This is a genomic window from Alkalisalibacterium limincola (assembly GCF_008017755.1).
GTDB lineage: Bacteria > Pseudomonadota > Gammaproteobacteria > Xanthomonadales > Xanthomonadaceae > Alkalisalibacterium > Alkalisalibacterium limincola.
Genome location: NZ_VRTS01000003.1, coordinates 148,003 through 160,105 on the forward strand (window position 1 = coordinate 148,003; position 12,103 = coordinate 160,105).

9 protein-coding genes and 2 pseudogenes are annotated in these 12,103 nt (G+C 68.5%); 8 read left to right on the forward strand and 3 right to left on the reverse strand.

The annotated features are described in order from the left end of the window. Positions 1-15: 15 nt before the first annotated feature. Positions 16-342 carry a hypothetical protein gene (locus FU658_RS05820; RefSeq protein ID WP_147891223.1) on the reverse strand — a complete coding sequence of 109 codons (327 nt, stop codon included), beginning with the start codon at positions 340-342 and terminating at the stop codon, positions 16-18. Between the two features lie 34 nt (positions 343-376). Continuing rightward, positions 377-751: an outer membrane protein assembly factor BamE gene (locus tag FU658_RS05825; RefSeq protein WP_147891224.1), complete on the reverse strand. Its 375-nt coding sequence runs from the start codon at positions 749-751 to the stop codon at positions 377-379. 100 nt (positions 752-851) lie between these two features. On the opposite strand from FU658_RS05825, the gene fur reads away from it, so the two are divergent. Further along, positions 852-1,259: a ferric iron uptake transcriptional regulator gene (gene fur, locus FU658_RS05830; protein ID WP_147891225.1), complete on the forward strand. Its 408-nt coding sequence runs from the start codon at positions 852-854 to the stop codon at positions 1,257-1,259. 41 nt (positions 1,260-1,300) lie between these two features. Here the strand turns inward: fur and recN are convergent. Then, positions 1,301-2,991 (reverse strand): annotated as a pseudogene (recN, locus tag FU658_RS05835) (DNA repair protein RecN). Positions 2,992-3,122: 131 nt separating this feature from the next. On the opposite strand from recN, the gene hrcA reads away from it, so the two are divergent. From hrcA to FU658_RS05870, 7 genes and pseudogenes are all read left to right on the forward strand, one after another. Beyond that, on the forward strand, positions 3,123-4,172 hold the full coding sequence (gene hrcA, locus FU658_RS05840) for a heat-inducible transcriptional repressor HrcA (protein WP_147891226.1): 1,050 nt from the start codon (positions 3,123-3,125) through the stop codon (positions 4,170-4,172). A 78-nt stretch (positions 4,173-4,250) separates the two neighbouring features. Next, on the forward strand, positions 4,251-4,805 hold the full coding sequence (grpE, locus tag FU658_RS05845; RefSeq protein WP_147891227.1) for a nucleotide exchange factor GrpE: 555 nt from the start codon (positions 4,251-4,253) through the stop codon (positions 4,803-4,805). Between the two features lie 111 nt (positions 4,806-4,916). Continuing rightward, a pseudogene (dnaK, locus tag FU658_RS05850) lies at positions 4,917-6,844 on the forward strand (molecular chaperone DnaK). A gap of 100 nt (positions 6,845-6,944) precedes the next feature. Beyond that, positions 6,945-8,069, forward strand: coding sequence for a molecular chaperone DnaJ (dnaJ, locus tag FU658_RS05855; RefSeq protein ID WP_147891228.1), 1,125 nt, complete (start codon positions 6,945-6,947; stop codon positions 8,067-8,069). 50 nt (positions 8,070-8,119) lie between these two features. After that, on the forward strand, positions 8,120-8,839 hold the full coding sequence (gene dapB, locus FU658_RS05860; RefSeq protein WP_147891229.1) for a 4-hydroxy-tetrahydrodipicolinate reductase: 720 nt from the start codon (positions 8,120-8,122) through the stop codon (positions 8,837-8,839). Between the two features lie 177 nt (positions 8,840-9,016). Continuing rightward, complete coding sequence (gene carA / locus FU658_RS05865) at positions 9,017-10,147, forward strand: glutamine-hydrolyzing carbamoyl-phosphate synthase small subunit (RefSeq protein WP_147891230.1); 1,131 nt, start codon at positions 9,017-9,019, stop codon at positions 10,145-10,147. Between the two features lie 27 nt (positions 10,148-10,174). Next, the gene (locus FU658_RS05870; RefSeq protein ID WP_147891231.1) at positions 10,175-12,103 is read left to right on the forward strand and encodes a S9 family peptidase; all 1,929 of its coding nucleotides are present in this window, start codon (positions 10,175-10,177) and stop codon (positions 12,101-12,103) included.

The window sequence follows — 12,103 nt, forward strand, 5'->3', positions numbered from 1 at the left end:
GCCTGCCCCTGGGCTTCAGGAGCCCGGGTGGTTCGATGGGCAGTGGTCCAGCGCCTGCTCGACCCGTGCCTGCATGGCCTGTGGCGCGAGGTGGGCCTCTTCGCGGATCACGCGGCAGTCGCTGGCCTGACGCGCCTCCAGCACCTCCAGCAGCTCGGCTGTTTCACCCAGTTGCAGCGCTTCCATCTGGGCCGGTGCGGCCTCGACGTCGCTGAGCATGCGCTCCCAAAGGGTGCGGTCCTTCCACTGGAAGTGCACCCAGGCCAGCCAGGCCACGAACGTCACCCCGGCAAGCAGCAGCCAGGGCAGCACGATCAGGGAAATGCGCAGGGGACGATTCATGCGTGGCCGCGCCGAACGCGGGGGACCGATCGCCTCAGCGGCCACGCTCGCGCGGGAGGTTGCCGAAGCGGCCCATTTCGCGGGCCAGCGTCTGGTTCTGGTCCTGGAAGTACTCGCCCTCCCAGCCCGACACCACGTCGCCATCGAAGCGCACGGTGAGGTTCTTCACCTCCATTTCGCCACGACCGCGGCGCTGGCTGGAGACATAGTCCCAGCGGTCCTGGTGGAACGGGTCGGCAACCGACGGCGAACCCAGCAGCACCATGACCTGGCGGCGGGTCATCCCCACCTCGAGCTGGTCCACCTGGCGCGTTTCCAGCAGGTTGCCCTGGTGCACGGGCTGCCGGTAGATGAAGGCGCAGCCGGAGAGCATGGCCAGTACGATGACAGAGACGAACAGCTTCTTCATGCGGTCTTGTGGGCTCTGGCGGTAAACACCCGATGATACACTAGGGCGCGCGCTGCAAAGGCTGCGCCCGGTCCCGCATTCAACTTGGGTTTGACGACACATGGAATCACAGGATCTGCGCAACGCCGGACTGAAGGTCACCCAGCCCAGGATGCGCATCCTGGAAATCCTGGAGCAGGCCCGCCCGCGGCACATGACGGCCGAGGACATCTACCGCACGTTGATCGAGCATGGGGACGATATCGGCCTGGCCACCGTCTACCGGGTGCTGACCCAGTTCGAGGCCGCCGGCCTGGTCATGAAGCACAATTTCGAAGGCGGCCAGGCCGTGTTCGAACTGGACCGCGGCGAGCACCATGACCACATGGTATGCACCGAGACCGGAAAGGTTGTCGAGTTCTACAGCGAGGACATCGAGCGCCTGCAGCGCGAGATCGCCGCCAAGCACGGCTACACGATCGAGGACCACAGCCTGGTGCTCTACGTGCGCCCGATGAAGGGCAAGTAGGGCCCGGCAGGGGGCAGGGGCCGCGTGCCCCTTCGACAGCCTCAGGCGTCCTGCGGGCTTGCCGCCGCGGCGCGATCGAGCATCTGGCGCGCATGGGCGCGCGTCTCGCTGGTGATCTCCAGTCCGCCCAGCATCCGCGACACCTCCTCGACCCGGGCCTCGGGATCGAGTCGGCTCACGCGGGTGTGCGTGGCCTTGCCCTGTACCTGCTTGTCGACGCGATAGTGGCCATGGCCCTGGGCCGCCACCTGCGGCAGGTGGGTCACGCACAGCACCTGGCGGCGCGAGCCAAGTGCCCGCAGGCGCTGTCCCACCACTTCGGCGACACCGCCGCCGATGCCGGTATCGACTTCGTCGAACACCATCGTGGCCACGGCGTCGCGGTCCAGGCTGGCGACCTCGATGGCCAGGCTGATGCGCGACAGCTCGCCGCCCGACGCCACGCGTCGCAGGGGTCGCAGGGGCATGCCGGGATTGGCTGAAACCATCAGTTCGACGCGCTCGGCGCCGTTGGGGTCGGGCTCATCGCCTTCGATGGGTTCCAGGGCCACTTCCAGGCGCCCCCCCGACATGCCGAGTTCCTCCATCAGCCCGCTCACCGCCTTGCCCAGTCGCTTTCCCGCCTTGGCGCGCTTGCCGCCCAGGGCCTCCGCGGCTTCACGCCACTGCCGGGCGGCCTGCCCAAGCTCCTGGCGCAGCGTGTCCACGCCATCGACCGCCTCGCGGAGCCCGTCGAGTTCGTTGCGCAGCTGCTCGCGGTGCTCGTGCAGGTCGTCGATGCGCACGCGATGCTTGCGGGCGAGTTCGTGCAGCCGGCTCATGCGCTGCTCGAGTTCCTGCAGCTGGTCGGGGTCGAGCTCGAGTGCGTCGCGGATGCGCTCCAGCGCCGCGGCGGCCTCTTCGGCCTGCACGGCTGCACCTTCCAGCAGGTCCATGACCTCGTTCAAGCGGGGTTCGTCGCCAGCCAGGCGGGCCAGCGTGGCCTGGACCGCGCGCAGGGTGTCGGCCGGCGCCGCGCCGTCCTCGCCGGCCAGCGCCTCGCTGCTGCGTCCACAGCCCTCGATCAGCGTCGAGGCGTTGGCCAGGCGCTTGTGCTGCGCGAAGACGCCGGCGATGGCCTCCGGTTCCAGTACCTCGCCATCGAGCTCGCGCAACTGGTGGTCAAGGTAGTCGATGCGTTCGGCGACATCGCCGGCGGATTCGATGTCGGCCAGCCGACGCTGGATGCCCGCCACCGGCGGGCGTGCCCGGCAACCCCGGCGATGTCCGCCTCATGGCCCCCGAACCCGTCCAGCAGGGCCATCTGGTGGCTGCGCGAGAGCAGGGCCTGGTGTTCGTGCTGGCCATGGATCTCCAGCAGCCGCTCGCCGAGCTCGGCCAGCTGGCCCGCCGTGGCCGGACGGCCGTTGATCCACGCGCGCGAGCCGCCGTCGGCGCGGATGATCCGGCGCAACTGGCATTCCCCGGCCTCGGTATCGAGCTCCTGCGCGTGAAGCCATTCCCGGGCCGGTCCCGCATCGGCGAGGTCGAAGCTGGCGCAAAGCTCGGCCCGGTCGGCCCCGTGGCGGACGACACCGCTGTCGGCGCGGGCACCGCCGAGCAGCAGCAGGGCGTCGACCATCAACGACTTGCCGGCACCGGTTTCACCCGACACCACGGTCAGCCCGGGGCCGAAATCGACGTCGGCTTCGCTGACGACGGCGAAGTCCTTGAGGTAGAGGTGTGTGAGCATGCTGTTCCCGCGCTGGCGGCGAAACGCTAGCATGGCCCCCGACGCGCGCCAAGGCGGGAGAGGGGGCGGGGCTTGTCAGCGCCCCGGGGCGGCCTCATCTATATGGACACCATCGTGACGGCCCTGACCGAATGAAGACCGCATTGCCCGATCTCGATCCTCGTGCCCGCAGCCTGCTGCGCACCCTGATCGGCCAATACATCCGTGAAGGGGAGCCGGTCGGCTCGCGCACCCTGGCCAAGCGCTCGGGGCTGGACGTGAGCCCGGCGACGATCCGCAACATCATGGCCGACCTCGAGGAGGTGGGCCTGGTCTCCGCGCCGCACACGTCCGCCGGACGGGTGCCCACGGCCCAGGGCTACCGGGTGTTCGTCGACAGCCTGCTGCAGCTCAAGCCGGTGGGCGAGCGCGAGCTGGCGCGCCTGCGCCAGGGGCTGGCGGCGGGCTCCGGCACCCAGGCCATGCTCGGTTCGGCCTCGGAGCTGCTCTCGGCGATGAGCCACTTCGTCGGCGTGGTCAGCGTGCCCCGCCGCGAGCAGTTCGCGTTCCGGCACATCGATTTCGTCGCGATCGACGGCAACCGCGTGCTGGTCATCCTGGTCTTCACCGACAACGAGGTGCAGAACCGGATCATCAATACCCGCCGCACCTACACGCCCTCGGAGCTCGAGCAGACGGCGAACTACCTCAATGCCCACTTCGCCGGGCGCTCGGTTTCCGAGATCCGGGCGGCGCTGCTGCACGAGATGAACCAGGCGCGCCAGGCCATGGAGCAGGTGATGGCGAACGCGGTGGAGCTGGCGGCCCACGCGCTCGACCCGGACGACGACGACGTGCTGGTCGCCGGCCAGACCCGGCTCATGGGCGTACAGGACCTTTCCGACCTCGACCGCCTGCGGGAGCTGTTCGACACCTTCGCGCGCAAGCGCGAGATCGTGCAGCTGCTCGAGCGCTGCATCCACGCCCCGGGCGTGCGCATCTTCATCGGCGAGGAGTCCGGCGTGGCCCAGCTGGACGGCTGCACCGTGGTCACCGCGCCCTACCAGGCCCACGGCCAGGTGCTGGGCGTGCTGGGGGTGATCGGCCCGACCCGGATGGCCTACGACCGGGTGATCCCGATGGTCCAGGCCACCGCCGACGTGCTCGGCGCCGCCTTGAATCCCGGCCAGCCGGCCCAATAACCGCGTTGGGCGGATGGCTGCAGGCCTGCGGCCGTCCACGAGACCATTGTGCGCCGCTGGCGCAAGGAACCGCGAACCATGCACAACGACGAACACCGCGAGGACGCCGCGTCCAAGGACCCGGCGCAGGCCGGCCAGGCCGCCGAACACCATGAGGAAGCGCTGACCCCGGAGCCCACGCAGGAGGAGTTCGACCGCCTGCGCATCGCGCTGGCGACCGTGCGCGAGGACCAGCTGCGCGAGCGCGCCGAGCTCGAGAACCAGCGCAAGCGCATGGCGCGCGAGCTGGAACAGGCCCGGCGCTTTGCCAACGAGCGCCTGCTGGGCGCGTTGCTGCCGGTCTTCGACAGCCTCGAGGCGGGCCTGTCCGCCCAGGCGCAGGACGTGGAGAAGCTGCGCGAGGGCATGCGCCTGACCCTGCGGCAGCTGGGCAAGGTGGCCGAGGACAACGGCCTCACGGTGGTCGACCCGCTCGGAGAGGCCTTCAATCCCGACCAGCACCAGGCGATGAGCGCGGTGCCGACCAGCGAGCACGCACCGGATTCGGTGGTGCAGGTCTACCAGAAGGGCTACCTGCTCAACGAGCGCCTGCTGCGCCCGGCGCTGGTCGTCGTGGCCAAGGCCGAAGACTGAACGGAAGCCGATCGGCGGGCGCGCGCACTTGAACGCGCGGCCCCAACCCATACATAGGCATCAAGTCGCGGCCTTTCGCGCCGCCTGAAAATTCTCCGGGAGCACAGAACAATGGCAAAGATCATCGGCATCGACCTGGGAACCACCAATTCCTGCGTCGCCATCATGGAAGGCGGCAAGGCCCGCGTCATCGAGAACTCCGAGGGCGACCGCACCACGCCGTCGACCGTGGCGTTCACCAAGGACGGCGAAGTCCTGGTGGGAGCATCGGCCAAGCGCCAGGCGGTCACCAACCCGCACAACACCTTCTTCGCGGTCAAGCGCCTGGTCGGCCGCAAGTTCGGCGACGCCGAGGTCAAGAAGGACCTCGAGCTGGTGCCCTACAAGATCCTCGAGCACGAGAACGGCGACGCCTGGGTGGCCACCTCCGAGGGCAAGCGCATGGCGCCGCCCGAGATCTCCGCGCGCGTGCTGGAGAAGATGAAGAAGACCGCCGAGGACTACCTGGGCGAGAAGGTCACCGAGGCGTCATCACCGTCCCGGCCTACTTCAACGACTCCCAGCGCCAGGCCACCAAGGACGCCGGCCGCATCGCCGGCCTCGAGGTCAAGCGCATCATCAACGAGCCCACCGCGGCCGCACTGGCCTACGGCATGGACAAGAAGGGCGGCGACCGCAAGGTCGCGGTCTACGACCTGGGTGGCGGCACCTTCGACGTGTCGATCATCGAGATCGCCGAGGTCGATGGCGAGACGCAGTTCGAGGTGCTGGCCACCAACGGCGACACCTTCCTGGGTGGCGAGGACTTCGACAAGCGCGTCATCGACTACCTGGTCGAGGAATTCAACAAGGACCAGGGCATCGACCTGCGCAAGGACCCGCTGGCCCTGCAGCGCCTCAAGGATGCCGCCGAGCGCGCCAAGATCGAGCTGTCCACCAGCCAGCAGACCGAGGTGAACCTGCCGTACGTGACGGCCGACGCGTCGGGTCCGAAGCACCTCAACATCAAGCTGACCCGGGCCAAGCTCGAGTCGCTGGTCGAGGACCTGGTCAAGCGCACCATCGAGCCGTGCAAGGTGGCGATGAACGACGCCGGAGTGCGCGCCAGCGACATCGCCGACGTGATCCTGGTCGGCGGCCAGACCCGCATGCCCAAGGTGCAGGCCGCGGTGGCCGAGTTCTTCGGCAAGGAGCCGCGCAAGGACGTGAACCCCGACGAGGCCGTGGCGATCGGTGCGGCGGTGCAGGGTGGCGTGCTGGCCGGCGACGTGAAGGACGTGCTGCTGCTCGACGTGACCCCGCTCAGCCTCGGCATCGAAACGCTGGGTGGCGTGTTCACCAAGCTCATCGAGAAGAACACCACGGTGCCGACCAAGGCATCGCAGACCTTCTCGACCGCCGAGGACAACCAGTCCGCCGTGACCGTGCACGTGCTGCAGGGCGAGCGCGAGCAGGCCCGCTTCAACAAGTCGCTGGCGAAGTTCGACCTCACCGGCATCGACGCCGCGCCGCGCGGCATGCCGCAGGTCGAGGTCACCTTCGACATCGACGCCAACGGCATCCTGCACGTGTCGGCCAAGGACAAGAAGACAGGCAAGGAGCAGAAGGTCGAGATCAAGGCCGGTTCGGGCCTGAGCGACGAGGAGGTCGAGCGCATGGTCCGCGATGCGGAGACGCATCGCGAGGAGGACAAGAAGTTCCACGAGCTCGTCGCCACCCGCAACAAGGCCGACGCGCTGGTCCACTCGACCCGCACCGCGCTCAAGGAGCACGGCGGCAAGGTGCCGGGCGAGACCGTCGGCCAGGTCGAGTCGGCGCTTTCGGAGCTCGAGACGGCGATGAAGGGCGACGACAAGGACCAGATCGAGTCGCGCGCGACGGCGCTCGAGCAGGCCGCGCAGTCGCTGTTCGCCGCGGCGGCCCAGGGAGACCAGGCCTCCGCCGGCGGCAGCGAGGACGAGCCGGGCCCGCAGGCCCAGCCCGAGGACGTGGTGGATGCCGAGTTCACCGAGGTCAAGGACGACGAAGAGAAGAAGTGAGGCACGCAGGGGCGCGGCGGATTGACCGCCGCGCCCTTCGCCGTTGTCGGGTCGCGCACCGCGCGGCGCCCGGAAAGCCAGCGCAGGCGACCAAGCATCCATGAGCAAACGTGACTACTACGAAGTCCTCGGTATCGGCCGCAGTGCCGGCGAGGACGAGATCAAGAAGGCTTATCGCCGCCTGGCGATGAAGTACCACCCCGACCGCAACGGTGGCGACGCCGATTCCGAGGGGCGCTTCAAGGAGGCCAAGGAGGCCTACGAGGTGTTGTCGGATCCGGCCAAGCGCCGGGTCTACGACCAGCACGGCCACGCCGCGTTCGAAGGCGGCATGGGCGGCCGGGGCGGTGGCGGCGGCGGGTTCGGTGACGTCGGCGACATCTTCGGTGACATCTTCGGCGACATCTTCGGCGGCGGCGGCCGGCGTGCGCGCCGGGGCGCGGACCTGCGCTACATCGTCGAGCTCGACCTCGAGGAGGCCGTATTCGGCCTGGAGCGCGAGATCCGCGTGCCGACGCTGGTCGAGTGTGGCAGCTGCGATGGCTCCGGCTCGGAGGACGGCAAGGTCGACACCTGCACCACCTGCAACGGCCACGGCAGGGTGCGCATGCAGCAGGGCATCTTCTCCGTCCAGCAGGCCTGCCCGCATTGCGGCGGTCGCGGCAAGGTGGTGCGCAGCCCGTGCAAGCGTTGCCACGGCAATGGACGCGTCGAGGAGGAGAAGGCCCTGTCGGTGAAGATCCCGGCCGGCGTCGACACCGGCGACCGCATCCGCCTGACCGGGGAAGGCGAGGCCGGTCCGCCGGGCAGCACGCCGGGCGACCTGTACGTGGAGGTCCACGTGCGCGCGCACGACATCTTCGAGCGTGACGGCGACAACCTGCACTGCGAGGTTCCGATCCGCTTCTCGCAGGCGGCGCTCGGCTCGACGCTGAGCGTGCCCACGCTGGAGGGCGAGGTGGAGATCAAGGTGCCCGCCGAGACCCAGACCGGAAAGCTGTTCAGACTGCGCGGCAAGGGCGTGAAGTCGGTGCGCAGCCACTCCCGCGGCGACCTGCTTTGCCGGGTGGTCGTGGAGACGCCGGTGCGCCTGACCGCCCGCCAGCGCGAGCTGCTCAGTGAATTCGAGGCCACCTTCGACGGCGAGAACGCACGCCATCACTCGCCGCGCTCGAGCTCGTTCCTGGATGGCGTGAAGCGGTTCTGGGACCGGGTGACCTCCTGATGCGCATGCGCGGGCTTGCCAGCCCCGCTGGCGCCGGCTAGCTTCGCCGCATGGAATCGACACGAACCAGGGTGCTGGTGCACGGGGCGTCCGGCCGCATGGGCCGGGCCCTGCTGCGGCTCATCGCCGCCGATGCATCGCTTGAACTCGCCGCGGCGGTGACCGGGTCGGGCGCCCACGACCTGGGCGACGTCGTGCAATTGCCCGCCTCGCGCCTGGAGGACGCTCCGGACTTCGACGTGGTGGTCGACTTCAGCCTTCCCGCGGGTTTCGACGCGGTGCTGGCCCTGTGCCGGCAGCGTGGCCGGCCGCTGGTCTCGGGCACCACCGGGCTGTCGGATGCGCAACGCGAGGCGCTCGACCGCGCCGGACACGAGCTGCCGATCCTGTGGTCGGCCAATTTCAGCCTCGGCGTGACGGTGCTGGCCGAACTGGTGCGGCGCGCGGCGGCGGCCCTGCCGGGCTGGGACTGCGACATCGTCGAATCGCACCACGTCAACAAGCGCGACGCGCCCTCCGGCACGGCGCTGATGCTCGGCGAGTCGGTCGAGGCCGGTCGCGGCAGGCCGCCCGCCTATGCCAGCCTGCGGGCAGGCGACATTGTCGGGGAGCATCTGGTGCAGCTCGCCAGCGCCGGCGAGCGCCTGGAACTGGTACACCGTGCCACCGACCGCGAAATCTTTGCCCGTGGCGCGCTGCATGCCGCCCGCTGGATCGCCGGCGAGACACCGGGCCGCTATGCGATGAAGGATTGCCTCGGCCTGGACTAGGCCTTCCGGCACGGATCGGTTAAGCCCGCGCATGGACACGGGGGCGACTGCGCCGTATCATTTCCGCTCGCCTGCACACCGAAATCGCGACCCGGCCCGATGGCATCGGTTCCGGGGCTTCCTGCCGGCCGGCATCCGGCATACAGGCGCGAAATCCACCACCCAAGGCGAGACTCCGTGACCCAGCCTGCAATCCTTGTTCTCGAAGACGGCACAGTATTCGAGGGCCGTTCCGTCGGCGCGCCCGGCCTCAGCGTCGGCGAAGTCGTTTTCAACACCTCCATGACCGGCTACCAGGAGATCCTCACCGATCCCTCCTACGCCCGCCAACTGGTCACGCTGACCTATCCGCACATCGGCAACACCGGCTGCAACGAGGTCGACAACGAGTCGACCGCCGTGTACGCCGCCGGCCTGATCGTGCGCGACGTGCCGCGCCGGCCCAGCAGCTGGCGCAACCAGCAGTCGTTGCCGGAGTGGCTCATCGAGCGTGGGGTTGTCGCGATCGACGACATCGACACCCGGCAGCTGACCCGGCTGCTGCGCGACCGTGGTGCCCAGAGTGGTGCGTTGATGGCTGGCCCGGGGCTGGACGTCGACCGTGCCCTGGAGGCCGCGCGCAAGTTCACCGGGCTCTCGGGCCTGGACCTGGCGAAGGAGGTCAGCATCACCGAGCGCTACGAGTGGAGCGAGGGCCGCTACGACCTGGACGCCCAGGCCTTCACGTCCGTGGAGCTCCGCCATCATGTCGTCGCGTTCGACTACGGCGTGAAGCACAACATCCTGCGGATGCTGGCCGAGAGGGGCTGCAAGGTCACCGTGGTCCCCGCCCAGACGCCGCTCGATGACGTACTCGCGCTCAAGCCCGATGGCGTGTTCCTGTCCAACGGCCCCGGCGACCCGGCGCCATGCGACTACGCCATCGCCGCCATCCGCGGGTTGATCGAACGCCGGGTCCCGACCTTCGGCATCTGCCTGGGGCACCAGTTGCTGGCGCTGGCCGCCGGCGCGAAGACGCACAAGATGAAGTTCGGCCACCACGGTGGCAACCACCCGGTGCAGGACCTCGATAGCCGTCGTGTGCTGATCACCGCCCAGAACCATGGCTTCGCGGTCGACGAGGACAGCCTTCCGGCGAACGTGCGCGTGACCCACCGCTCGCTGTTCGATGGCTCCAACCAGGGCATCGAGCTCGCCGACGCGCCGGCCTTCAGTTTCCAGGGTCATCCGGAGGCGAGCCCGGGGCCGCATGACGTGGCCTACCTGTTCGATCGCTTCGTCCAGTCGATGCCCGCCACCCGGGCCTGAGAAATTCCCTCAAGGAGGAACGTGCCGATGACCCTGCTTCGCCTGATCCTGGTCGTGTTGTGCCTAGCGGTTTCGGCCGATGCCCTGTCGCGTGATGTCGACACCATCGAGTTCTTCAAGCGGCCCGAGTTCACCGAGGTGGGCCTGTCGCCCAAGGGTGACTACCTGGCGATCACCGTGCCGCAGGAGGACCGTACCGAACTGGCTGTGCTGCGCGTGAGCGATCGCCGGATCATGTCCAAGTGGGACTACGGCGCGAGGATGCATCCCTACGAGGTGCAGTGGGTCAGCGACGATCGCTTCATGGTCAAGGTCGCCGAAAAGACCAACTGGTTCGATGGGTACGTACTGACCGAGTACCGGGTGTTCTTCGCCAACGCCGACGGTGGACGCCGGTTCGCCGTGGAGCATGGGGCCACCTACACGGTGTTGAGCACCCTGCCCGAGGACCCGCGGCATATCCTGGTCCAGCGCAGCATCGACAGCCCGCACGTGTTCCGCATGGGCGTGGCGCGCGGCAACCTCACCCGCGTCGCGGTCAGCCCGATGGACAACGGCGGCTTCGCCATCGATGCCGATGGCCAGGTGCGTTACGCGATCGGGCAGGACCGCAGCCGCAAGCACACCCAGGTCCACCGCCGGGTCGATGACGGCTGGCAGCTGGTGAGCGAGTTCGACGCCTTCGGTCGCGGTGACTACCCGGTGGGCTTCGCCGAGGATGGCGTGCACGTATACATGCGCGGCGAGAGCGAGCAGGGCCTCGACAGTCTCTACCTGTTGAATCCCGAGACGGGCGAGCGCACCGATGTCTTCGCACACGACCAGGTGGACTTCGATGGTCTCGTGTATTCCGCCGATCGTCGCACCCTGCTGGGCGTGCGGGTGGAGCCAGGCAAGCCTGAGATCCATTACCTGCAACCCGACCACCCGGAAGTTCGGATCCGCGCGGGTCTCGAGCAGGCCTTTCCCGGCCACGCCGTCTGGATCTCCAGCCAAAGCCTGGACGGTCGACTGATGCTGGCGCGGGTCTACAGCGACACCAGTCCGGGCAAGGTCTACCTGGTCGACACGCAGACCGGACAGGCCACGTTCCTGCTGAGCAACCGCGACTGGATCGATCCGGAAAAGATGTCGCCGATGCAGCCCATCGCACTGATGTCACGCGATGGCAAGCCACTGCACGGATACATCACGATCCCGCGCGGCAGCGACGGTCGGAACCTTCCCCTCATCGTGAACCCGCATGGCGGTCCGCATGGGGTTCGCGACCGCTGGGGCTTCAATCCCGAGGTGCAGTTCCTCGCCAACCGTGGCTACGCGGTGCTGCAGGTGAACTTCCGCGGCTCGGGGGGTTACGGCTCGGAGTTCCTGTCCTCGGGGTACCGCAACTGGGGCACCACGATGCAGGACGACCTGACCGACGCGGTGAACTGGGCCGTGGCCCAGGGCGTGGCCGATCCGGACCGGGTGTGCATCTACGGCGCGTCCTATGGTGGCTACGCGGCCCTGATGAGTCCGATCCGGGCCCCCGGTCTGTACCAGTGCGCCATCGGCTACGTGGGTGTGTACAGCCTGCCGATGTTGATGACGCGTGGTGACATCCCGCAGACCGACTCTGGCCGGGCCTATCTCGCGCGGATAATGCCCGAGACGGACGAGGCCCGCCAGGCGCAGTCGCCGGCCTACCTGGTGGACCGGCTCGATATCCCGGTCATGCTCGTGCATGGCACCCGGGACCAGCGTGTGCCGCAAGCGCAGATGGACTTCCTGATCCGGCACATGGCCGCGGCCGGCAAGGCGCCCGAAGAAGTCCACGTGGAACGTCGCTCCGCCCACGGCATCTACAACCCCGAAGCGAACGTGGCCATGTACGACACGATGATCCGTTTCCTCGACCGCCACATCGGCGAGAGCCGACAGGGCGCGGTCGCGCAATCCGAAACCACGCCAGAGTAA